26 protein-coding genes and 1 pseudogene are annotated in these 20,338 nt (G+C 60.4%); 25 read left to right on the top strand and 2 right to left on the bottom strand.

The genetic code is table 11. The annotated features are described in order from the left end of the window. The first annotated feature begins 101 nt into the window (after positions 1 to 101). The 18 genes and pseudogenes from fliE to flhB all read left to right on the top strand — a co-directional run bounded on the left by fliE (position 102) and on the right by flhB (position 15,449). On the top strand, positions 102 to 431 hold the full coding sequence (fliE, locus tag QF043_RS07275) for a flagellar hook-basal body complex protein FliE (protein ID WP_016972029.1): 330 nt from the start codon (positions 102 to 104) through the stop codon (positions 429 to 431). A gap of 16 nt (positions 432 to 447) precedes the next feature. Beyond that, positions 448 to 2,223 carry a flagellar basal-body MS-ring/collar protein FliF gene (fliF, locus tag QF043_RS07280; protein ID WP_056859753.1) on the top strand — a complete coding sequence of 592 codons (1,776 nt, stop codon included), beginning with the start codon at positions 448 to 450 and terminating at the stop codon, positions 2,221 to 2,223. Beyond that, positions 2,216 to 3,235, top strand: coding sequence for a flagellar motor switch protein FliG (gene fliG / locus QF043_RS07285; protein ID WP_010208743.1), 1,020 nt, complete (start codon positions 2,216 to 2,218; stop codon positions 3,233 to 3,235). Before fliF ends, fliG begins: the two co-directional genes overlap by 8 nt. A 10-nt stretch (positions 3,236 to 3,245) precedes the next feature. Continuing rightward, on the top strand, positions 3,246 to 4,010 hold the full coding sequence (gene fliH / locus QF043_RS07290; protein WP_307417985.1) for a flagellar assembly protein FliH: 765 nt from the start codon (positions 3,246 to 3,248) through the stop codon (positions 4,008 to 4,010). Further along, positions 4,000 to 5,358 carry a flagellar protein export ATPase FliI gene (gene fliI / locus QF043_RS07295; RefSeq protein WP_099548875.1) on the top strand — a complete coding sequence of 453 codons (1,359 nt, stop codon included), beginning with the start codon at positions 4,000 to 4,002 and terminating at the stop codon, positions 5,356 to 5,358. Before fliH ends, fliI begins: the two co-directional genes overlap by 11 nt. A gap of 3 nt (positions 5,359 to 5,361) precedes the next feature. After that, positions 5,362 to 5,811: a flagellar export protein FliJ gene (gene fliJ / locus QF043_RS07300; protein WP_056859755.1), complete on the top strand. Its 450-nt coding sequence runs from the start codon at positions 5,362 to 5,364 to the stop codon at positions 5,809 to 5,811. Positions 5,812 to 5,900: 89 nt separating this feature from the next. After that, complete coding sequence (locus tag QF043_RS07305; RefSeq protein WP_307417986.1) at positions 5,901 to 6,206, top strand: STAS domain-containing protein; 306 nt, start codon at positions 5,901 to 5,903, stop codon at positions 6,204 to 6,206. After that, positions 6,203 to 7,921, top strand: a complete 1,719-nt coding sequence (locus QF043_RS07310; RefSeq protein WP_307417987.1) for a fused response regulator/phosphatase — start codon at positions 6,203 to 6,205, stop codon at positions 7,919 to 7,921. Before QF043_RS07305 ends, QF043_RS07310 begins: the two co-directional genes overlap by 4 nt. 30 nt (positions 7,922 to 7,951) lie before the next feature. Next, entirely contained in the window at positions 7,952 to 8,296 is a 345-nt protein-coding gene (locus tag QF043_RS07315; RefSeq protein WP_307417988.1) for an Hpt domain-containing protein, read from the top strand. 237 nt (positions 8,297 to 8,533) lie between these two features. Continuing rightward, positions 8,534 to 9,845 (top strand): annotated as a pseudogene (locus tag QF043_RS07320) (flagellar hook-length control protein FliK). Between the two features lie 221 nt (positions 9,846 to 10,066). Continuing rightward, entirely contained in the window at positions 10,067 to 10,570 is a 504-nt protein-coding gene (fliL, locus tag QF043_RS07325) for a flagellar basal body-associated protein FliL (protein ID WP_017134945.1), read from the top strand. A gap of 9 nt (positions 10,571 to 10,579) precedes the next feature. Beyond that, positions 10,580 to 11,548, top strand: coding sequence for a flagellar motor switch protein FliM (gene fliM / locus QF043_RS07330; protein WP_010166091.1), 969 nt, complete (start codon positions 10,580 to 10,582; stop codon positions 11,546 to 11,548). A 45-nt stretch (positions 11,549 to 11,593) separates the two neighbouring features. After that, on the top strand, positions 11,594 to 12,061 hold the full coding sequence (fliN, locus tag QF043_RS07335; RefSeq protein ID WP_016973409.1) for a flagellar motor switch protein FliN: 468 nt from the start codon (positions 11,594 to 11,596) through the stop codon (positions 12,059 to 12,061). A gap of 1 nt (position 12,062) precedes the next feature. Then, positions 12,063 to 12,503: a flagellar biosynthetic protein FliO gene (fliO, locus tag QF043_RS07340; protein WP_307417989.1), complete on the top strand. Its 441-nt coding sequence runs from the start codon at positions 12,063 to 12,065 to the stop codon at positions 12,501 to 12,503. Then, positions 12,503 to 13,246 carry a flagellar type III secretion system pore protein FliP gene (gene fliP / locus QF043_RS07345; RefSeq protein ID WP_056859761.1) on the top strand — a complete coding sequence of 248 codons (744 nt, stop codon included), beginning with the start codon at positions 12,503 to 12,505 and terminating at the stop codon, positions 13,244 to 13,246. The genes fliO and fliP overlap by 1 nt, the downstream gene beginning before the upstream one ends. 4 nt (positions 13,247 to 13,250) lie before the next feature. Continuing rightward, positions 13,251 to 13,520: a flagellar biosynthesis protein FliQ gene (gene fliQ / locus QF043_RS07350; protein WP_003214552.1), complete on the top strand. Its 270-nt coding sequence runs from the start codon at positions 13,251 to 13,253 to the stop codon at positions 13,518 to 13,520. Positions 13,521 to 13,523: 3 nt separating this feature from the next. Then, positions 13,524 to 14,309, top strand: a complete 786-nt coding sequence (gene fliR, locus QF043_RS07355; RefSeq protein WP_065929743.1) for a flagellar biosynthetic protein FliR — start codon at positions 13,524 to 13,526, stop codon at positions 14,307 to 14,309. 3 nt (positions 14,310 to 14,312) lie between these two features. Next, a complete protein-coding gene (flhB, locus tag QF043_RS07360) occupies positions 14,313 to 15,449 on the top strand; it encodes a flagellar biosynthesis protein FlhB (RefSeq protein ID WP_307417990.1) in 1,137 nt (378 codons plus the stop codon). Between the two features lie 53 nt (positions 15,450 to 15,502). Here flhB and QF043_RS07365 read toward each other — a convergent pair whose 3' ends face one another. Further along, positions 15,503 to 15,748 carry a hypothetical protein gene (locus QF043_RS07365; protein ID WP_307417991.1) on the bottom strand — a complete coding sequence of 82 codons (246 nt, stop codon included), beginning with the start codon at positions 15,746 to 15,748 and terminating at the stop codon, positions 15,503 to 15,505. 369 nt (positions 15,749 to 16,117) lie between these two features. Between QF043_RS07365 and QF043_RS07370 the strand changes: the two genes are divergently transcribed. The 3 genes from QF043_RS07370 (at position 16,118) to QF043_RS07380 (ending at position 16,879) form a co-directional block, all read left to right on the top strand. Beyond that, entirely contained in the window at positions 16,118 to 16,279 is a 162-nt protein-coding gene (locus QF043_RS07370) for a cold-shock protein (RefSeq protein ID WP_307417992.1), read from the top strand. Between the two features lie 147 nt (positions 16,280 to 16,426). After that, positions 16,427 to 16,627: a cold-shock protein gene (locus QF043_RS07375; RefSeq protein ID WP_065929742.1), complete on the top strand. Its 201-nt coding sequence runs from the start codon at positions 16,427 to 16,429 to the stop codon at positions 16,625 to 16,627. A 48-nt stretch (positions 16,628 to 16,675) separates the two neighbouring features. After that, positions 16,676 to 16,879 carry a cold-shock protein gene (locus tag QF043_RS07380; RefSeq protein ID WP_307421328.1) on the top strand — a complete coding sequence of 68 codons (204 nt, stop codon included), beginning with the start codon at positions 16,676 to 16,678 and terminating at the stop codon, positions 16,877 to 16,879. Positions 16,880 to 17,106: 227 nt separating this feature from the next. Here QF043_RS07380 and QF043_RS07385 read toward each other — a convergent pair whose 3' ends face one another. Continuing rightward, complete coding sequence (locus tag QF043_RS07385) at positions 17,107 to 17,367, bottom strand: DUF6124 family protein (protein ID WP_307417993.1); 261 nt, start codon at positions 17,365 to 17,367, stop codon at positions 17,107 to 17,109. 423 nt (positions 17,368 to 17,790) lie between these two features. Here QF043_RS07385 and QF043_RS07390 point away from each other — a divergent pair, with 423 nt between their 5' ends. The 4 genes from QF043_RS07390 (at position 17,791) to QF043_RS07405 (ending at position 20,250) form a co-directional block, all read left to right on the top strand. Then, positions 17,791 to 19,344, top strand: coding sequence for an S-type pyocin domain-containing protein (locus QF043_RS07390; protein WP_307417994.1), 1,554 nt, complete (start codon positions 17,791 to 17,793; stop codon positions 19,342 to 19,344). Between the two features lie 8 nt (positions 19,345 to 19,352). Next, positions 19,353 to 19,613 (top strand): bacteriocin immunity protein, encoded by a 261-nt coding sequence (locus tag QF043_RS07395; protein ID WP_307417995.1) that lies wholly within the window; start codon positions 19,353 to 19,355, stop codon positions 19,611 to 19,613. Positions 19,614 to 19,679: 66 nt separating this feature from the next. Then, a complete protein-coding gene (locus tag QF043_RS07400) occupies positions 19,680 to 19,934 on the top strand; it encodes a bacteriocin immunity protein (RefSeq protein WP_307417996.1) in 255 nt (84 codons plus the stop codon). 154 nt (positions 19,935 to 20,088) lie between these two features. Further along, the gene (locus QF043_RS07405; RefSeq protein WP_307417997.1) at positions 20,089 to 20,250 is read left to right on the top strand and encodes a bacteriocin immunity protein; all 162 of its coding nucleotides are present in this window, start codon (positions 20,089 to 20,091) and stop codon (positions 20,248 to 20,250) included. Positions 20,251 to 20,338: the final 88 nt, after the last annotated feature.

Consider the following 20,338-nt stretch of genomic DNA (forward strand, 5'->3'; position numbering starts at 1 on the left):
CTTTTCTTACGAATTGCCACGGAGCTGGCACCCTTGTTGCTACCACCGTAGTAACCGCTGCGTAGTGTCAAAAAATTGCGGGTCGTCGGAGAGAGAAGGTCATGAGCCAGGGTATTGAGTTCAATCGGTTGATGTTGGATATGCGCTCCATGCAAATGGATGCCATGGCTCAACCGAAATCCGTCGCGCCAGCGCCGGAATTGGGCCAAAGCAGTTTTGCCGACATGCTCGGTCAGGCAATCAACAAAGTCAGCGACACTCAGCAAGCCTCCAATCAGTTGGCCACCGCCTTCGAGATCGGCAAGAGCGGCGTGGACCTCACCGATGTGATGGTCGCTTCGCAAAAGGCCAGCGTTTCCTTTCAAGCCTTGACCCAAGTGCGTAACAAGCTGGTTCAGGCTTATCAAGACATCATGCAGATGCCGGTTTAAGGACGAGATTTAAGTCATGGCAGAAGCAGTCTCCGACAACGTACCCGCCAAGGCAGACGGCAAGCCGCCGCTGTTTGGCCTGTCGTTCCTGGAAAACCTCTCGGAAATGACCATGCTGCGGCAGGTGGGCCTGATGGTCGGCCTGGCGGCGAGCGTGGCGATTGGTTTTGCCGTGGTGTTGTGGTCGCAACAACCCGATTACCGTCCGCTGTACGGCAGCCTGGCCGGCATGGATTCCAAGCAGATCATGGAAACCCTGGCCGCCGCCGACATCGCCTACACCGTGGAGCCCAATTCCGGCGCCTTGCTGGTCAAGTCCGATGACGTGGCCCGTGCGCGCATGAAGCTGGCCGCGGCCGGCGTGACGCCGTCCGACAGCAATATCGGTTTTGAAATCCTCGACAAGGACCAGGGCCTGGGCACCAGCCAGTTCATGGAGGCCACCCGCTATCGTCGTGGCCTGGAAGGCGAACTGGCGCGCACCATCAGCAGCTTGAACAACGTCAAGGGCGCCCGCGTGCACCTGGCGATCCCGAAAAGCTCGGTGTTCGTGCGTGACGAACGCAAGCCAAGTGCCTCGGTATTGGTTGAACTGTTTTCCGGCCGCTCCCTGGAGCCTGGCCAAGTACTGGCGATCATCAACCTGGTAGCCACCAGCGTTCCCGAATTGAGCAAGTCGCAAATCACCGTGGTCGACCAGAAGGGCAACCTGCTGTCTGACCAGGCCGAGAACTCCGCGCTGACCCAGGCCGGCAAGCAGTTCGACTACAGCCGTCGCATGGAAAGCATGCTGACCCAGCGCGTGCACAACATCCTGCAACCAGTGCTGGGCAATGACCGCTACAAGGCTGAAGTGTCCGCCGACGTTGATTTCAGCGCGGTCGAGTCGACCTCCGAACAGTTCAACCCGGACCAGCCTGCGCTGCGCAGCGAGCAGTCCACCAGCGAACAACGTACCGCCAGCAATGGCCCGCAAGGTGTGCCGGGTGCCCTGAGCAACCAGCCACCGGCCCCGGCGACCGCACCACAAACCACGGGTGGCGCCGCTGCCACGGCTGGCGCGATCCAGCCAGGCCAACCCCTGTTGGACGCCAACGGCCAGCAGATCATGGACCCGGCCACCGGCCAGCCCATGCTCGCACCGTACCCGGCGGACAAGCGTAATCAGTCGACCAAGAACTTCGAGCTCGACCGTTCCATCAGCCACACCAAACAGCAGCAGGGCAAGATCAATCGCCTGTCGGTGTCGGTGGTGGTCGATGATCAGGTCAAGGTCAACCCGGCGGATGGCGCCGTCACCCGTGCGCCGTGGAGCACCGATGAGTTGGCGCGTTTCACGCGCCTGGTACAGGACGCTGTCGGTTTCGACGCCAGCCGTGGAGACAGCGTCAGCGTGATCAACATGCCGTTCTCCGCCGAGCGCGCCGAAGTGATCGCCGACCCGGCGTTCTACACGCAGCCATGGTTCTGGGACATCGTTAAACAAGTGCTGGGTGTGTTGTTCATCCTGGTGCTGGTGTTCGGCGTGCTGCGCCCGGTGCTCAACAACATCACCGGCAACGGCAAGAAACAGCTGGCTTTGGCCGGTGGCGACGTCGAGTTGGGTGGCATGGGCGGCCTGGACGGCGAACTGGCCAACGACCGCGTCAGCCTCGGCGGCCCGCAAAGCATCCTGTTGCCAAGCCCGAGCGAAGGCTACGACGCTCAGCTGAACGCAATCAAGAGTCTGGTAGCAGAAGACCCGGGCCGTGTGGCTCAGGTCGTGAAAGAGTGGATCAACGCAGATGAGTGATAATCGAGCCGCTGTTGCCAAGCTCACCAAGGTCGACAAAGCCGCAGTTTTGCTGCTGTCCCTGGGTGAAACCGACGCCGCCCAAGTGCTGCGCCACATGGGGCCTAAAGAGGTCCAGCGGGTGGGCGTGGCCATGGCGCAGATGCGCAATGTGCACCGCGAGCAAGTCGAGCAGGTGATGAGCGAGTTCGTCGAGATCGTCGGCGACCAGACCAGCCTGGGCGTCGGCTCCGACAGCTATATCCGCAAGATGCTCACCTCGGCACTGGGCGAAGACAAGGCCAACGGCCTGATCGACCGCATCCTGCTGGGCGGCAACACCAGTGGCCTGGACAGCCTCAAGTGGATGGAACCGCGCGCGGTGGCCGACGTGATCCGCTACGAGCACCCGCAGATCCAGGCGATCGTCGTGGCTTACCTCGACCCCGACCAGGCCGGTGAAGTGCTCGGCCACTTCGACCATAAAGTGCGCCTGGACATCATCCTGCGCGTGTCGTCGCTGAACACCGTGCAGCCGGCAGCCCTGAAAGAACTCAACACGATTCTGGAGAAGCAGTTCTCCGGCAACTCGAATGCTTCGCGCACCACCTTGGGCGGCATCAAGCGTGCGGCCGACATAATGAACTTCCTCGACAGCTCGGTCGAAGGCCAGTTGATGGACTCGATCCGCGAGATCGACGACACCCTGTCCGGCCAGATCGAAGACCTTATGTTCGTGTTCAACAACCTCTCCGATGTCGACGACCGTGGCATCCAGGCGTTGCTGCGCGAAGTCTCCTCCGACGTGCTGGTACTGGCCCTCAAAGGCTCGGACGAAAACGTCAAAGAGAAGATCTTCAAGAACATGTCCAAGCGTGCTTCCGAACTGTTGCGCGACGACCTCGAAGCCAAAGGCCCGGTGCGCGTCAGCGACGTCGAAACCGCGCAGAAGGAAATCCTCACCATTGCCCGCCGTATGGCCGAAGCCGGAGAAATCGTTCTCGGTGGGAAGGGCGGCGAAGAAATGATCTAAGGCGTGTCCCATGTCGAACAAAGATGAGACGCCCAGCGATCTGATTCGCGCGCGGGATGTCGGCGGGTTCGACATCTGGTCGCTGCCCAGCTTCGATCCGCATGTGCCGGAGCCTGAACCTGAACCGGTGGTTGAAACGCCGGTGGAGATGGAAGAAGTGCCGCTGGATGAAGTCCAGCCACTGACCCTTGAAGAGTTGGAGGCCATCCGCCAGGAAGCCTACAACGAAGGCTTTGCCGCCGGCGAAAAAGACGGCTTTCGCAGCACCACCCTCAAGGTGCGCCAGGAAGCCGAAGAGGCGCTCAGCGTCAAACTCTCCAGCCTTGAGCGGTTGATGGGCACGCTGTTCGACCCGATTGCCGAGCAGGATACGCAGATCGAAAAAGCCATGGTCGGCCTGGTCGAGCACATTGCTCGCCAGGTGATCCAGCGCGAACTGGTGCTTGATTCCAGCCATATCGAAAGTGTCATGCGCGAAGCCCTCAAGCTGCTGCCTTTGGGCGTGGGCAATGTGCGCCTGTACATCAACCCGCAGGATTTCGAACAGGTCAAAGCCCTGCGCGAGCGCCATGAAGAAACCTGGCGCATCGTCGAAGATGCCAGCCTGCAACCCGGCGGCTGCCGCGTCGAAACCGAACACAGCCGCATCGATGCCACGGTGGAAACCCGCATCAGCCAGATCATGGCCAAGCTGTTTGATCAACTGCATGAACAAGCCCTGCACCCGGCCGAGCCTGACCTGAGTGTGGACCTGGACGCCGCCGATGCGCCTTGATCGCACCAGCTTCGCCAAGCGCCTGAGTGGCTACGCCGAAGCCACGGAGTTGCCAGGCCAGCCGATTCTTGAAGGGCGCCTGCTGCGCATGGTCGGCCTGACCCTCGAAGCCGAAGGCCTGCGCGCCGCCATGGGCAGCCGCTGCCTGGTGATCAACGACGACAGCTACCACCCGGTGCAGGTCGAGGCCGAGGTGATGGGCTTTTCCGGCAGCAAGATTTTTCTCATGCCCGTCGGCAGCCTGGCGGGCATCGCCCCCGGTGCTCGCGTGGTGCCCTTGGCCGACACCGGCCGCCTGCCCATGGGCATGAGCATGCTCGGTCGCGTGCTCGATGGCGCCGGTCGCGCACTCGACGGCAAAGGCGGGATGAAGGCCGAAGACTGGGTGCCGATGGACGGCCCGACCATCAACCCGCTCAACCGCAACCCCATCAGCGTGCCGCTGGACGTAGGCATTCGCAGCATCAACGGTTTATTGACGGTCGGTCGCGGCCAGCGTCTGGGCCTGTTTGCCGGTACCGGCGTGGGTAAGTCGGTGTTGCTGGGCATGATGACGCGCTTTACCGAGGCCGACATTATCGTGGTCGGGCTGATCGGCGAGCGCGGCCGTGAAGTGAAAGAGTTCATCGAGCACAGCCTCGGTGAAGAAGGTCTCAAACGCTCGGTGGTGGTCGCGTCGCCTGCGGACGATGCGCCGCTGATGCGCCTGCGTGCTGCCATGTACTGCACGCGTATCGCCGAATATTTTCGCGACAAGGGCAAGAATGTCCTGCTGCTGATGGACTCGCTCACGCGTTTTGCCCAGGCCCAGCGGGAAATCGCCCTGGCCATCGGCGAGCCGCCCGCCACCAAAGGCTACCCGCCGTCAGTGTTCGCCAAGCTGCCCAAGCTGGTGGAGCGCGCCGGTAATGCCGAAGCCGGCGGGGGGTCGATCACCGCGTTCTACACCGTGTTGTCCGAAGGCGATGACCAGCAAGACCCGATTGCCGACTCGGCGCGGGGCGTGCTCGACGGCCACATCGTGCTGTCGCGGCGCCTGGCCGAGGAAGGGCACTACCCGGCCATCGACATCGAAGCCTCGATCAGCCGGGTGATGCCGGCGGTGGTCACCGCGGAGCACATGGCCCGGGCGCAGCACTTCAAACAACTGTGGTCGCGTTATCAGCAGAGCCGCGACCTGATCAGCGTCGGCGCCTACGTGGCCGGTGGTGATCGCGAAACCGACCTGGCCATCGCGCTGCAACCGCAACTGGTGAGCTACCTGCGCCAGGGCCTTAACGACAAAATCAGCATGGGCGAAAGCGAGGCCCACCTGGGCTCGATCTTCGCCCCGGCGCCGGGCGGTTAAGCCATGGCCAGCACCCGTTCTTCACGCCTGGCCCCAGTGGTGGACATGGCCGAAAAGGCCGAGAAAACCGCCGTGCAACGCCTGGGGTATTTCCAGGGTCAGGTGCGCCTGGCTGAAAGCAAACTGGGTGACCTGGAGCGTTTTCGCGGCGAGTACCAGCAGCAATGGATCGAACGCGGCAGCAAGGGCGTGTCCGGCCAATGGCTGATGGGTTATCAGGGCTTTCTCAACCAGCTGGAAACTGCCGTGGGCCAGCAGCGCCAGAGCCTGGCCTGGCACCAGAATAATCTCGATAAGGCCCGTGAGGCCTGGCAAGCGGCGTTTGCCCGGGTTGAAGGGTTGCGCAAGCTGGTGCAGCGTTATATCGACGAAGCGCGGGCCCTCGAAGACAAGCGCGAGCAAAAGCTGCTCGACGAGCTATCACAGCGACTTCCCCGCCAGTCACAGTACTAACAGCTCCCACATTTAGTGCTCTGTGTTGCTCATAGCCGGTTCAGCTGCTAAACCTTGTTGCATATTGCCAATGACAAGGAAGCAGTCGCATGTCAGTCGAGTCAGAAGTGTCCCTGGATGGGACGAAGTTGACGATTAAAGTAAAAGGCCGATTCGATTTCGGTAGCCACCAAGCCTTTCGTGATGCGTACGAACGGTTCTACAAAGTGCCCGAGATCTACGTGGTGGACCTGAAGGACGCCACCTACATGGACAGCTCGGCCCTGGGCATGCTCCTGCTGTTGCGTGACCACGCCGGTGGCGATAACGCCGAAGTGCAGGTCATCAACAGCAACACCGATGTGCGCAAGATCCTCGGCATCTCCAACTTCGACAAACTGTTCGACATCAGTTGAACACCCTGGCCCCCGTACTCGAGGCGCTGACGATCCTCATCGCCGAAGACAGCGCCGCCGATTTGCTGTTGCTGTCGACGATCATTCGGCGTCAGGGCCATCAGGTGCTCACCGCCACGAATGGCGCGCAAGCCGTCGAGGTGTTCACCCGTGAACGCCCGCAACTGGTGTTGATGGACGCCCTGATGCCGGTGATGGACGGCTTTGAGGCGGCACGGCGGATCAAGCAGTTGGCGGGTGAGGCGCTGGTGCCGATCATCTTTCTCACCTCGCTGCGCGAGAGTGAAGCCCTGGCCCAGTGCCTGGATGCCGGTGGCGATGATTTCCTGCCCAAGCCCTATAACCCGCTGATCCTGGCCGCCAAGATCAATGCCATGGACCGCCTGCGGCGTCTGCAGGCCATGGTGCTGCGCCAGCGCGACCAGATCGCCCGGCACCACGATTACCTGTTGCATGAGCAACGTGCGGCCAAGGCGGTGTTCGACAAGGTGGCGCATTCGGGTTGCATCAATGCGGCACCGAACATTCGTTACCTGCAATCGCCTTATGCGCTGTTCAACGGCGACCTGTTGCTGGCGGCCTACACACCGTCCGGCGACATGCATGTGCTGCTCGGTGACTTCACCGGCCATGGCCTGCCGGCCGCCGTGGGCGCCATGCCATTGGCGGAAGTGTTCTACGGCATGACCGCCAAGGGCTACGGCCTGGCGCAGACCCTGCGCGAGATGAATGCCAAGCTCAAGCGCATCCTGCCGGTGGACATGTTCTGCTGCGCCACCCTGGTGTGCCTGAGTGCCCAGCGGCGCGTGGTAGAGGTGTGGAACGGCGGCATGCCCGACGGCTATGTGCATGAGATCGCCAGCGGCAAGCGCACGCCGCTGGTGTCGCGGCACTTGCCGCTGGGTGTGCTGTCGGCGCAGGCGTTTGATGACAGCACCGAAGTCTGGCCCATGGCCCTGGGCGACCGGGTGTTCTTGCTGTCCGACGGGGTACTGGACACTGCCGACGCCAATGATCAGTTATTTGGCGCGGCGCGCTTGCAGCAGGTATTTGCCAGCAATCGCAAGCCCGACCGCTTGTTTGAGGATATTGAGCACGCCCTGGCGGCGTTCCGGGGCGAGGCGCGCGATGATGTGAGCATGGTGGAGATCACCTTGCAGGCGGGGCAGCCGTCGCGGGCGGCTGAGCCGCTGTACGCCGACAGTGGCCAGTCGTGCCCGCTGGATTGGTCGGTGAGCTTCGAGTTTCGTGCGCGCACCCTCAAGAGCTACAACCCGTTGCCGTACCTGTTGCAGTTGTTGCTGGAGATTCACGGCCTGCGCGGGCAGAGCGGGGCGCTGTACAGCGTGATGGCCGAGTTGTATTCCAATGCGCTGGAGCACGGCGTGCTGGGCCTGGATTCGCGACTCAAGCGTGATGCCCAGGGGTTTGCCGAGTATTACCGCCAGCGCAACCAGCGCTTGGCGCAGTTGAACAGCGGCTATGTGCGGGTGCATGTGCAGGTGGTGCCGACTGCCACGGGCGGCAAAATGACGCTGCGTATCGAGGACAGTGGCCCGGGGTTTGACGTGGAGCAGGTGCTGGCGCGGCCGCTGGATATCGACCGCCTGTCTGGCCGGGGGCTGAGCCTGGTACGGCAACTGAGCAGCGATGTACGCTGGACCGATGGCGGGCGCAGTGTATGCGTGGAGTTTTGCTGGGGGGCTCTGGCATAATCCGCCGATTCTTGATCAAGGAGCGAACAAGTGCTTGAGATTCATCTGGACCCTGATGTGCTGATGGGCCTGCAGGAAGTGATGGAAAGCGAGTATCCGAAACTGCTGGATACCTTTCTGGACGATTCGCAAAAGCGCGTCGAAGCGTTGCGCAAGTCGCGTGATGATGCCAAGGCGTTGGGGCGCATTGCCCATAGCTTCAAGGGCAGCAGTGGCAACCTTGGGGCGATGCGGCTGGCGCAGTTGTGTCAGCGGTTGGAGGCGGAGTCTGTCGAGCTGACGGCGGATTTGGGTGCGCTGGTTGACCAGATTGATCATGAGTTTGCGTTGGTGCGGCCGCTGTATGAGTCGGAAAGGCAGCGCTTCGGTCTCTGAATCACCGCAGTTGTATCAGTCCTATGCGGATCAAACTGTGGGAGCGGGCTTGCTCGCGAAAGCGGTGTGTCAGCAACGAATTCATCGACTGACACTGCGCTTTCGCGAGCAAGCCCGCTCCCACATTTAGATGGCGTTTTACCTGTCATCTGTCTTTGCCCCGCAAACCTGGCCCAACTCTTGCTCTACCTCCCAATACTGCATCCCCGACCCCCCGTGCAGTGGAGACCTTTACCTATGCCAGTCGCCCCCAATTCGCTCCTTCAGGCTGCCCCCGCGGCCAAGCCTCAAGCGCCTGCCGCTACTTCCCCGGTAGCGGTTGCGACCCCACAGGACAAGGGCCCTGGCTTCGCTCAAGTGTTTGCCAACCAAAGCCCCAAGCCCACGCTGAAGCCCGACGACAGCCCGGCCAAAGTCACACGTGACAAGCCTGCGGACACCAGCGCCAAGCCTGCCGCCAGTACGCCAGCGGTTGCCGATAGCGGCAATCCCTTGCCTGCCAAGCCGGCCAAGGCCGACGACAGTGCCAGCAGTGATGACGACAAGCCCGCCGACCCGGCCCTGGCGCAGCAGCCTGCGGCTGAACCGGTGGTTGACCCGGCATTGGTCGCCGCCGTGACGCCGGTGCCTGTCCCGGTGCCCACGCCAGCGCCGGTCGCGGCCAATGATGACAAGGCCCAGCCGGTGGTCGCGGCGCCGGTTGCGGCAACCGAAGATGCCAGGCAACCGGCCTTCGACCCCGAAGCCGACCCGCTGGATTCGATGCCGGCCGTGCGCCTGGCGATGGAGCAGGGCGGCCATGTGTCGGCCAGCAGCCAGACGCCACAGAAAGCTGCGCCGACCACCGCTCAGGATCAACCGACCGCCGCGCAAAACTTTGCCGCAGGTCTTGCCAGCATGGTCGACCAGCAAGCCACCAAAGACAGTACTGACCAGGGCGGCGACAAGGCCTTCAGCGGGCTGATCGAAGGCGCGCCTCAAGGATTTGAAAGACGCTGGCAGCGACACCCGCGTGGATGATTTCGCCAACCGCCTGGCCGCGCTGACCCAGGCCGCCACGCCGAAAACCGCGAATGCCTTGCCGCCCATGGCCAATGCGCCGCTGGCCATGCACCAGAGCGGCTGGACCGAAGAAGTGGTCAACCGCGTGATGTACCTGTCCAGCGCCAACCTCAAGTCGGCGGAGATTCAGTTGCAACCGGCTGAACTGGGGCGCCTGGATATCAAGGTCAATATGACCGCCGACCAGCAAGCCCAGGTCAACTTCATGAGCGGCCACGCCGTGGTGCGTGAAGCGCTGGAAAGCCAGTCCGGCCGTTTGCGCGAGATGTTTGCCCAGCAAGGCATGGGGCAGGTCGACGTCAATGTGTCCGACCAGTCCCGTGGCTGGCAGGGCCAGGGCCAGGAACAACAGCAGCAGAACCAGGCACGCGGCATAAGCGGCAGTGGCGGGCGCGGTGATGCGGGTGACCCTGCTGAAGTGGCGGCGGCGGTCGCGCCGGTGACTCAGACAGTAGTTGGCTCCAGCGCCGTCGATTACTACGCCTGATTTGAGCCAAAAACGCGGTCAATGTGGGAGCTGGCTTGCCTGCGATGGCGGTGTATCAGTGACAGAAATGTCAGCTGACCCACCGCCATCGCAGGCAAGCCAGCTCCCACATTTGATTTGGGGTGTTCGCTCTTGCCCGGCTTGCCAGACAACTCTGGCATAACACTTGCTCTTGCCTTCCCGTAGATCTATGAATCCCCGAATAGTGACGGATTATTGGCATGGCGAAGAGCGACGACGCAGCAGCAACCCCACCCGCAGGCAAAGGCAAGCTCAAGCTGATCCTGCTGATTGTGCTGGGCCTGCTCCTGGCCATTGGCGCCTCGATTGGTGGCACGTGGTACATCATGCACAGCAGTGCGAGCAAGCCGGCACCCGCCGCCGAAACCGCCACTAACGTCAAGCAACCGGCAATCTTCGAGCCGATGCTGCCGGCCTTTGTCGCCAACTACAATCAGAACGGTCGCCAACGCTACCTGCAGGTGAGCATCACCTTGCTGGCGCGTAACCAGGCGGACCTGGATGCGCTTAAAGTGCATATGCCGGTGATCCGCAACAACCTGGTGATGCTGTTCTCCGGTCAGAGCTTCGACAGCCTGGCCACCCCGGTCGGCCAGGAAATGCTGCGCCAGAAGGTCACTGCCAGCGTGCAGGAAGTGGCCCAGAAAGAGCTCGGCAAAGTCGTGGTCGAGCAGGCGCTCTTCACTAACTTCGTATTGCAGTAGGATCACGACATGGCCGTGCAAGACCTGCTGTCCCAGGATGAAATCGACGCGCTGTTGCATGGTGTCGACGATGGTCTGGTACAGACCGAAATGGCTGCCGAGCCCGGCAGCGTCAAAAGTTATGACCTCACCAGCCAGGATCGTATCGTCCGTGGGCGCATGCCGACCCTGGAGATGATCAACGAGCGTTTCGCCCGCTATACCCGTATCAGCATGTTCAACATGCTGCGCCGTTCGGCGGACGTGGCGGTGGGCGGCGTGCAGGTGATGAAGTTTGGTGAATACGTGCACTCGCTGTACGTGCCCACCAGCCTCAACCTGGTCAAGATCAAGCCGCTGCGCGGCACCGCGCTGTTCATCCTCGACGCCAAGCTGGTGTTCAAGCTGGTGGACAACTTCTTCGGCGGCGACGGCCGTCACGCCAAGATCGAAGGGCGTGAGTTCACCCCCACCGAATTGCGTGTGGTGCGCATGGTGCTGGAGCAAGCCTTCATCGACTTGAAGGAAGCCTGGCAGGCGATCATGGAAGTCAATTTCGAGTACATCAACTCGGAAGTGAACCCGGCCATGGCCAACATCGTCGGCCCCAGCGAAGCCATTGTGGTCTCCACCTTCCACATCGAACTCGATGGCGGTGGCGGCGACCTGCACGTGACCATGCCGTACTCGATGATCGAGCCGGTGCGCGAAATGCTCGACGCCGGTTTCCAGTCCGACCTCGACGACCAGGACGAGCGCTGGGTCAAGGCCCTGCGCGAAGACCTGCTGGACGTCGACGTGCCGTTAAGCGCCACTGTGGCCCGTCGCCAGCTGCGTTTGCGCGATATTTTGCACATGCAACCGGGGGACGTGATCCCCGTAGAACTGCCGGAAGAGCTGATCATGCGCGCCAACGGCGTGCCGTCGTTCAAGGTCAAGCTCGGTTCCCACAAAGGCAACCTGGCGTTGCAAGTGATCGAACCGATCAACCGTCGCTGATCTGCCCCTTCTATCGATGAATTTTTGCTGCGCCGAGGACATGTAATGGCTACCGAACACGAAAACACTTCCGCCGAAGACCAGGCCCTGGCTGACGAATGGGCTGCAGCCCTGGAAGAAACCGGCGATGTCGGCCAGGACGACATCGACGCGCTGCTGGCCGCCGACGCCGCCACGTCGCCGGCCGGCAAGCGCCTGCCGATGGAAGAATTCGGCAGCGTGCCGAAAAACAACGACCCGGTGACCCTCGACGGCCCGAACCTGGATGTGATCCTCGACATTCCGGTGTCGATCTCCATGGAAGTCGGCAGCACCGAAATCAACATCCGCAACCTGCTGCAACTCAACCAGGGTTCGGTGATCGAGCTCGACCGCCTGGCCGGTGAGCCGCTGGACGTACTGGTCAACGGCACCCTGATCGCCCATGGCGAGGTGGTGGTGGTCAACGAGAAGTTCGGCATCCGCCTGACGGACGTGATCAGCCCAAGCGAACGCATCAAGAAGTTGCGCTGATATGAAGTATTCGATGGCGGGACTGTTTCTGGCGCTGCCATTGAGCGCCATGGCGGCTGAGCCGATCGCGCCAGTGGTCACTGCGGCGCCGGTGGTCAGCAGTGGTATCGGTGGGCAACTGACCCAGCTGGTGCTCGGCCTGCTGCTGGTGGTCGGCCTGATCTTCGTGCTGGCCTGGTTGATGCGCCGCGTGCAGCGCATTGGGCCGGGCAATGCCCAGGTGATCGAGATGATCGGCTCGCGCGCCCTCGGCCCGCGTGATCGGCTGGTGCTGGTGCAAGTGGGCGAAGAGCAAATCCTGCTCGGCATCACGCCCGGTCGCATCACCCCGTTGCACGTACTCAAGACGCCGGTGGAGGCGACCAAAACCGAGGCCGCCACGCCGGAATTCGCTCAGCGCCTGATGGAGTTGCTGGGCAAGGATCAGAAGGATAAGAAGTAATGCGCGTTTTATTGACGCTCATGCTGTTGCTGGCCGCGCCGCTGGCGTTGGCCGCCGACCCGTTGTCGATCCCGGCGATCACCCTGGGCACCAACGCGGCCGGCGCGCAGGAATACTCGGTCAGCCTGCAGATTTTGCTGATCATGACTGCGCTGAGTTTTATCCCGGCGTTTGTCATGCTGATGACCAGCTTTACGCGGATCATCATCGTGTTCTCGATTTTGCGTCAGGCCCTGGGCCTGCAGCAGACGCCGTCGAACCAGATCCTCACCGGCATGGCGCTGTTTTTGACCTTGTTCATCATGGCGCCGGTGTTCGACAAGGTGAACCAGCAAGCCTTGCAACCCTACCTGGCCGAGAAACTCTCGGCTCAGGACGCGATCGACAAGGCCCAGGGTCCGATCAAGGACTTCATGCTCTCGCAAACCCGCTCCAGCGACCTTGAGCTGTTTATGCGCCTGTCCAAGCGCACCGACATTGCCACGCCGGATCAGGCGCCGCTGACCATTCTGGTGCCGGCCTTCGTCACTTCCGAATTGAAAACCGCGTTCCAGATCGGCTTCATGATCTTTATCCCGTTCCTGATCATCGACCTGGTGGTGGCGAGCGTGCTGATGGCCATGGGCATGATGATGCTGTCGCCGCTGATTATTTCGTTGCCGTTCAAGATCATGCTGTTTGTGCTGGTGGACGGCTGGGCGCTGATTATCGGCACCCTGGCCAGCAGTTTCGGCGGGGTGTAGCGACATGACGCCAGAAGTAGCGGTTGACCTGTTCCGTGAAGCGCTGTGGCTGACCACCATGATGGTCGCCGTGCTGGTGGTGCCGAGCCTGTTGGTAGGCTTGCTGGTGGCGATGTTCCAGGCCGCGACCCAGATCAACGAACAAACCCTGAGTTTCCTCCCGCGTTTGCTGGTGATGCTGATCACCCTGATCGTCGCCGGCCCGTGGCTGGTGCAAACCTTTATGGAATACATCCTGCAGCTGTACGGCAGTATTCCGCAGTTGATCGGCTGACCGATGCAATCTGTGCTGGCCTTGACCGACACCCAGATCAGCACCTGGGTGGCGTCTTTCATTTTGCCAATGTTTCGCGTCACGGCGGTGCTGATGACCATGCCGGTGTTCGGGACCACCTTGGTGCCGAGGCGCATCCGCTTGTATTTTGCCTTCGCCATTACCATCGTCATCGTGCCCGGCTTGCCGCCGATGCCGCCGGTGAATGCCCTGGACCTCAGCGCGTTGTTGCTGATTGCCGAGCAGATATTGATCGGCGCGATAATGGGCTTCTCGCTGACGTTGTTCTTCCAGGCGTTTGTGATCGCCGGGCAGATCATCTCGATCCAGATGGGCATGGGCTTCGCGTCCATGGTCGACCCTACCAACGGCGTGTCGGTGGCAGTGATCGGGCAGTTCCTGACCATGCTGGTGACCTTGATTTTCCTGGCAATGAACGGCCATCTGGTGGTGTTCGAGGTCATGACCGAAAGCTTCACCACCTTGCCGGTGGGCTCGGGGCTGGTGGTCAACCACTTCTGGGAGCTGGTCGGGCGCCTCAGCTGGGTGCTGGGCGCCTCGTTGTTGCTGGTGTTGCCGGCGATCACCGCGCTGTTGGTGGTCAATATCGCATTTGGCGTGATGACCCGCGCGGCGCCGCAATTGAACATCTTCTCGATTGGTTTCCCGCTGACCCTGGTGTTGGGCATGGGGATTTTCTGGATCGGCATGGCCGACATTCTCAATCAGTATCAACCGCTGGCCACCGATGCCTTGCAGTTCTTACGTGATCTGGCACGGGCGCGTTGAGCCATGGCCGAGAGCGAGAGTGGCCAGGACAAAACAGAAGACCCCACGGAGAAACGTAAAAAGGACTCCAGGGAAAAGGGCGAGATTGCCCGCTCCAAAGAACTCAACACCCTGGCGGTGATGCTCGCCGGTGCCGGTGGCCTGCTGATTTACGGCGGTGGCCTGGCGCTGGACCTGATGGAGCTGATGAAGCTCAACTTTTCGCTGCCGCGCGAAGTGCTGCTGAGCCCCGGCGCCATGGGCCAGTACCTGTTGCACTCGGGCAAGATCGCGATTCTGGCGGTGCAGCCGGTGCTTATCACACTGTTGCTGGCGGCGCTGATCGGGCCGGTGTCCCTCGGCGGCTGGCTGTTTGCTGCCGGCAGCATGGCGCCCAAGTTCAGCCGCATGAACCCTGGGCCTGGGCTTAAGCGCATGTTCTCCACCAAGGCCCTGGTTGAACTGCTCAAAGCGCTGGCGAAATTCATCCTGATCCTGTTTGTGGCGTTGACGGTGTTGTCCTCCGACATCGACGACTTGCAGCGCATTGCCCATGAACCGCTGGAGTCGGCCATCATCCACAGTGTGCAGGTGGTGGGCTGGAGTGCGCTGTGGATGGCCTGCGGGCTGATCATCATCGCCGCCGTGGATGCGCCGATCCAGCTGTGGGAAAGCCACAAGAAACTGCTGATGACCAAGCAGGAAGTGCGCGACGAGCACAAGGACCAGGAAGGCCGCCCCGAGGTCAAGCAGCGGATTCGCCAACTGCAGCGGGAAATGTCCCAGCGCAAGATGATGGCGGCGGTGCCCGACGCCGACGTGATCATCACCAACCCGACCCACTACGCCGTGGCGCTCAAGTACGACCCGGAGAAGGGTGGCGCGCCGATGTTGCTGGCCAAGGGCAGCGACTTTACCGCGCTGAAGATTCGCGAAATCGCCGTGGCCAACGACATACTGCTGCTGGAATCGCCGGAGCTGGCGCGGTCGATCTTCTACTCCACCGACCTCGACCAGGAAATCCCCGCAGGCCTGTACCTGGCCGTGGCGCAGGTGTTGGCCTACGTGTATCAGATCCGCCAATACCGCGCGGGCAAGGGCAAGCGGCCGGACCCGCTCAAGGACCTGCCGATTCCACCGGAACTGCGCCGCGATTCCTGACCGCTTGCCATTGTTGAGTATGCGGCGGGCGGCGGGGCTATTGATTTGGCGTGTCAGGATGAGGGTGTATACAGTGATCCGTTTTCGTTAAGGTTTTGATCATGTTCGCCTGGTAGTACGACTTCATTAATGTCTGCATAGGCCCACGACATATTCATTTCGTAGAGTTGTGAATAAACGTTCAATTTGCCATCGGTAGCGGATACAAAGATCCCTTTATGTACGGCTCCACCGTTGTGCAAAACGTTAAGCTTGGTGCGTGCAGAGATGTTTGCGAAAGAACGGTCGGTGTAAGGCATGATCGATCACTCCAGTGCGAGTACTGCCTTATGTTTCGCCCCTTTGACGGCAATTTCTACTGTCAGAGTTGACAGTTGATTCAAGTGGTTTTTCTGATAGCTGCAAAGCCCTGTTGGCCCGTACCGGCAGTGGCGCCACGATTGCTGAGTCATTCTGCGCTGACGCCATCGCGGGCAAGCCCGGCTCCCACCTTTGAATGCATTCCCCTGTGGGAGCCGGGCTTGCCCGCGATGGCGGCATAACAGCCAGCGTTTGCCATCGGTCTAAATGCAGCCTTACCTGTCAACTTTGACAGTATCCATTGCACCGCCTTCACTGTTTGATAGAGCGACGAGGCGCGCCTTCATGCGCGGCTCGGGAGAGCGGTCATGAACAGGGCTACGGTCAGGTGGTTTGACGCGGTCAAGGGCATTGGTTTTGTCGCCCGCGACCGCGAAGGCAATGCGGTACCCGTTCAGGCAACGGGCAATCCCGCCAGCGAAATCGATCCGCCGCCCAAGGCGCGAAAACCCCGCAAGCGAAAAAAGTAACCCCCCGGCTGCTCAGCCAAAAATCCCTACCACTGGTCGTTAATCCCCGGCTACCTGTCAACTCTGACAGTAGCCAGCTTTGCGTTCCTGCGGTTTTATGGTGCCAGGCACTGTACGCAAGTAGTAACGAGATGCAGGGGAAGGGCGATGGAAGCGGTAACGGGGACGATCAAGGTTTATAACCGCAAGACCGGCGAAGGGCTGATTGCGTTGGATGGCGATGATGAGCCGGTGTGTTTGGACCGCTTGAGTTCGGCGTATACCCGATGGCGAGAAGGCCAGCGGGTGCAGTTCGCCAGGATTCATCGGCCACAGGGTGTGTTTGCGTTTTGTATCAGGCTCATCTAGGGAGCCTGGTGCATTTTTGAATGGGATGTCAGGAGAACGGCAATGGCAATGGCAACGGGTACAGTGAAGTGGTTTAACGACACAAAGGGGTTCGGTTTTATTACCCCGGATGATGGTAGCGAGGATCTTTTTGCGCATTTTTCAGCGATTCAGAGTGCTGGGTTCAAAACGCTGCAAGAGAACCAAAAAGTCAGCTATGACATAACGACAGGGCCCAAAGGCAAGCAAGCGTCCAACATCCAACCCTTATGAAGATCGTTCCCACGCTCCCGTGGGAATGCCTCCTGTGACGCTCTGCGTCACCGTTGCGCAAGACTCAAGTCGGGACGCGGAGCGTCCCAGGCGGCTTCCACAGTAGCGCTGATACACACCGATCCAACTGTGGGAGCTGGCTTGCCTGCGATGACTGACTCACAGCTGGCCCTTCAGTGCCTGACCCACCGCAATCGCAGGCAAGCCAGCCCCCACAGTTGAACGGGTCACCCCTCGACGATCGTCGCTGGTGACGGCTCCCTGTCATCCAGCAGTCGCTCAGCCAGCAATCGGCCGACTTCAAGCAACTGCGCAATACCCAGCGCACCTTCTCGCTGTGTTCCCTCCAGGTCAAAGGCGAAATCGCAGGTCAGGGCGTGGGCGGATGCCAGAGTTTCGGTGAGGTTGACCAGCAGGTCTTCGGTGCTGATGCCGTCGATAAGGGTGAGGATTACGCTGGGTGGGGGATTTGGGGTGGGTTTGATCATTGTGAAGCTCCTTGCGAAAATGGAGCCGCCACTGATCGCCGCGACGCGATTGAAGGTGGCAGCTGTACGCAGGTTCGCGGACCGGTCTAGGAGCAACCCGGCATACCCGAAGGTATCCCGCGCACAGCCGCCATAGCGCCGCACAGTAGACGATAAAAAAGCGTCGACTGAAAGGGAGATGGTGCTTTTACTCCGTAGTAAACCGGGCCGCGACGCCCGACCACTGCATTTGCAGCGGTGTACGGAGACTAGGGAGCCCGGTTCCTAGGGGCAACCCGAAAACCTTGTCGGAAATTTCGCTTTGTTCCAAAACCTAGCCGAACGGTCAGTTGTTCGGCTGCGCTTCTTTTCGCAGCATCCCCTGCACAGCCAATCTCCCATGCGTTGGGAGTGGAGAGGGCGATAGAGCATAGGAAGCGAGGTATGTGGGAGCGGCTTATTCGTCGTCAAGATCGTGTGCAGCTGGGGATTGGCCTGGAGTACATCGAAAACCCCTTTTTTGCTGAAGTCCATGTGCGCCGCCTTCTGGACGCCTACACGCCTACACAAGGCTTAAGTGATCTGAAGGCTGAATTTGGTTGCGCGGGTCGAGATAGGCACAACATCCCCGCATCCGCAGTGCGCGAGATGCTTGAAGCGGTTGGTCGGGGCGATTGGTTACTGGTGCTGGACCAGCCCTTCAGCCCTTTAAGCCGCGACGTTGCCAATCACTGGTCGTCGATCACCGGGAAGTACACGCTGGAGAGTTATTACTATCCCCCGCCTGTACAAAAACCAATGCAGTCACGCGCTGACTTTGAGGAGGTGCCAAGGCCTGTTCCCGCTGCAAAGCAATGGTTTTGCAGCTTCACCAAGCCGCGCACCTTGGCCGATGGAGCCATCAATTACTCGGACTTCGGCGGGCCGATTCCCGCTGCGGCGGTGGGTGAGTACGGCACCTTCGCGCTGTTGGGTGGCCGGGAAACCGACGCAGCCGGTAACGTTGTGCTCCAGAAGGTATGGGGCGGCGCTCTACCGAGCGCGCTCGGATCGCTACGCTTGGGCGGGGTGGCTGCGACGGCGGGGCTTTCCTGTGGCGGTCTGTGCACCGTAGGCGCAACGGCCGCGGGAGGCGTGGCTGCCAGCGCCTTGGCCACACTAGTGGGTGTGCTGTGGCCGTCGAGCCTCGGCGATAGCAGCCTGTACACCGAGGAGCAACTCAAGTCGCTCAAGCACGGCCGTACCCGCGTGCGCTTGCATGTCGAGCAACAAGCCGATGGCACCTTGAAGGGATATGGCTACAACACCCAGCAACGCCCCGACTGGGAAATGATCCCGGTCGTGCAATTCCAGGCGCGTGGCGCGCAGCAAGTGGCGGATTTTGGCGACGGCGTGACCCTGATCTGGACGCCAGCCGTCGACCCTTCCAGCGCTGCAGGCATTCCGCCGCTGGAAGGCGCGCCGAAAGCCCCGCAAATCTGGATTTACCCACCGACCGAGCGCGCGGATAACCTTATCGTCAGCCCGCTTTACCCGCCTGAGTACAAGGATTTTATCCTGGTGTTTCCGGCGGGGTCGGGGGTGAAGCCGCTGTATATCGTGGTGAATGTGCGTCTAGATCCGGGCACGGTTACTGGACAGGGGGAGGAGGTATCGGGGATATGGTTAGCCGGTGCTGGGGCTGGTTTAGGTGTGCCGATTCCGCCGCGTGTTGCTGATCAGCTTCGAGGCAAAAGATTCAGCACTTTTAATGCGTTCAGGAAGGCATTTTGGATTGCAGTAGCCAATGACCAAACCTTGAGCAGTCAATTCGTTCCGAAAAATATAAAGCGGATGCAAGAGGGATATGCTCCGACAGCCCGCCATGCCGATGCAGTTGGGCAGAGAAAAGTATTCGAGTTACATCACGTTGAGTGGATATCTGAAGGCGGCAAGGTTTATGACGTGGATAACCTACGGGTTAATACTCCAAAAAATCACATTGATAATCATAGGTAGGTAAAGCAATGAAAAAAAACATCTCAGATTACACAGAGGCTCAATTCGTCGGCTTCATGCAAGAGCTCTTTTTAGCTAACGATAGTGGTGCTTCGGATGAAGTGATGTCTGATCTTCTCGACCATTTTTGCGAGCTTGCAGGTCATCCGGCGGGGACGGATCTAATTTACTATCCGGAAGACGGTGCTGATGATTCTGCTGAAGGCATAACCCAAACGATTAAGGGATGGCGTGCTGCTCAAGGTTTGCCGGGCTTCAGAAACGCCTGACGCTACCTTGATCTATCTGCCGTTAATTAGCCGGGCATCCCAGGACACAATAGGTTGAAGTGAGTAATGGAGTTCAAGAACGCACTTGGCGACTGCACAGAACAGGAGTTCGAAGCCCTGATTAGATCCATCGAAGATGCCGGGACTGAAGAGGCGCGGGGCGAGTTGGTGGAGCACTTCAACAGCGTGGTCCCTCATCCGGAAGGCAGTAACTTACTTTTCTATCCAAAAGAGGGGGCAGATGATTCGCCGAGCGGCGTAGCTCAGAGCATCAAGGCTTATTGCTTTTCTAAAGGCTTGCCGTGCTTTAAGGATGCGTAGGTCGAGCGCATCCTTGACGGCGGGTGCCCACGAAGCAATTCACCTCGTAGGTAGGCAGCTCCATGGGAAAAAGCATTGTTGAATATACGGAAGCTCAGTTTGTCAGTTTCATAGAGGAGCTATTTGTAGCTAACGATAGTGGAGCTTCGAAGTGATGGCGGACCTTCTCGACGCTTTTTGCGAAATAGCACGTCATCCGGCGGGGACGGATCTCATTTACTATCCGGGAGACGGGGCTGACGATTCTGCCGAAGGTATAGCCCAAACCATCAAGGAGCGATCATCACTGACTCACAGCTGGCCCTTCAGTGCCTGACCCACCGCAATCGCAGGCAAGTCAGCTCCCACAGTTGAATCGCTTTACACTCGGCACACCCGGTTGTTTGTGAGGCCATCGAAGCCTC

Source organism: Pseudomonas sp. W3I7, from assembly GCF_030816095.1.
Lineage (GTDB): Bacteria > Pseudomonadota > Gammaproteobacteria > Pseudomonadales > Pseudomonadaceae > Aquipseudomonas > Aquipseudomonas salomonii.

Excerpts from the sequence above, each read along its gene's own strand:
- fliE (WP_016972029.1), top strand. The coding sequence starts at position 102 with ATGAGCCAGGGTATTGAGTTCAATCGGTTGATGTTGGATATGCGCTCC.
- fliF (WP_056859753.1), top strand. The coding sequence starts at position 448 with ATGGCAGAAGCAGTCTCCGACAACGTACCCGCCAAGGCAGACGGCAAG.
- fliG (WP_010208743.1), top strand. The coding sequence starts at position 2,216 with ATGAGTGATAATCGAGCCGCTGTTGCCAAGCTCACCAAGGTCGACAAA.
- fliH (WP_307417985.1), top strand. The coding sequence starts at position 3,246 with ATGTCGAACAAAGATGAGACGCCCAGCGATCTGATTCGCGCGCGGGAT.
- fliI (WP_099548875.1), top strand. The coding sequence starts at position 4,000 with ATGCGCCTTGATCGCACCAGCTTCGCCAAGCGCCTGAGTGGCTACGCC.
- fliJ (WP_056859755.1), top strand. The coding sequence starts at position 5,362 with ATGGCCAGCACCCGTTCTTCACGCCTGGCCCCAGTGGTGGACATGGCC.
- QF043_RS07305 (WP_307417986.1), top strand. The coding sequence starts at position 5,901 with ATGTCAGTCGAGTCAGAAGTGTCCCTGGATGGGACGAAGTTGACGATT.
- fliL (WP_017134945.1), top strand. The coding sequence starts at position 10,067 with ATGGCGAAGAGCGACGACGCAGCAGCAACCCCACCCGCAGGCAAAGGC.
- fliM (WP_010166091.1), top strand. The coding sequence starts at position 10,580 with ATGGCCGTGCAAGACCTGCTGTCCCAGGATGAAATCGACGCGCTGTTG.
- fliN (WP_016973409.1), top strand. The coding sequence starts at position 11,594 with ATGGCTACCGAACACGAAAACACTTCCGCCGAAGACCAGGCCCTGGCT.
- fliO (WP_307417989.1), top strand. The coding sequence starts at position 12,063 with ATGAAGTATTCGATGGCGGGACTGTTTCTGGCGCTGCCATTGAGCGCC.
- fliP (WP_056859761.1), top strand. The coding sequence starts at position 12,503 with ATGCGCGTTTTATTGACGCTCATGCTGTTGCTGGCCGCGCCGCTGGCG.
- fliQ (WP_003214552.1), top strand. The coding sequence starts at position 13,251 with ATGACGCCAGAAGTAGCGGTTGACCTGTTCCGTGAAGCGCTGTGGCTG.
- fliR (WP_065929743.1), top strand. The coding sequence starts at position 13,524 with ATGCAATCTGTGCTGGCCTTGACCGACACCCAGATCAGCACCTGGGTG.
- flhB (WP_307417990.1), top strand. The coding sequence starts at position 14,313 with ATGGCCGAGAGCGAGAGTGGCCAGGACAAAACAGAAGACCCCACGGAG.
- QF043_RS07365 (WP_307417991.1), bottom strand. The coding sequence starts at position 15,748 with ATGCCTTACACCGACCGTTCTTTCGCAAACATCTCTGCACGCACCAAG.
- QF043_RS07370 (WP_307417992.1), top strand. The coding sequence starts at position 16,118 with ATGAACAGGGCTACGGTCAGGTGGTTTGACGCGGTCAAGGGCATTGGT.
- QF043_RS07375 (WP_065929742.1), top strand. The coding sequence starts at position 16,427 with ATGGAAGCGGTAACGGGGACGATCAAGGTTTATAACCGCAAGACCGGC.
- QF043_RS07380 (WP_307421328.1), top strand. The coding sequence starts at position 16,676 with ATGGCAACGGGTACAGTGAAGTGGTTTAACGACACAAAGGGGTTCGGT.
- QF043_RS07385 (WP_307417993.1), bottom strand. The coding sequence starts at position 17,367 with ATGATCAAACCCACCCCAAATCCCCCACCCAGCGTAATCCTCACCCTT.
- QF043_RS07390 (WP_307417994.1), top strand. The coding sequence starts at position 17,791 with ATGTGGGAGCGGCTTATTCGTCGTCAAGATCGTGTGCAGCTGGGGATT.
- QF043_RS07395 (WP_307417995.1), top strand. The coding sequence starts at position 19,353 with ATGAAAAAAAACATCTCAGATTACACAGAGGCTCAATTCGTCGGCTTC.
- QF043_RS07400 (WP_307417996.1), top strand. The coding sequence starts at position 19,680 with ATGGAGTTCAAGAACGCACTTGGCGACTGCACAGAACAGGAGTTCGAA.
- QF043_RS07405 (WP_307417997.1), top strand. The coding sequence starts at position 20,089 with ATGGCGGACCTTCTCGACGCTTTTTGCGAAATAGCACGTCATCCGGCG.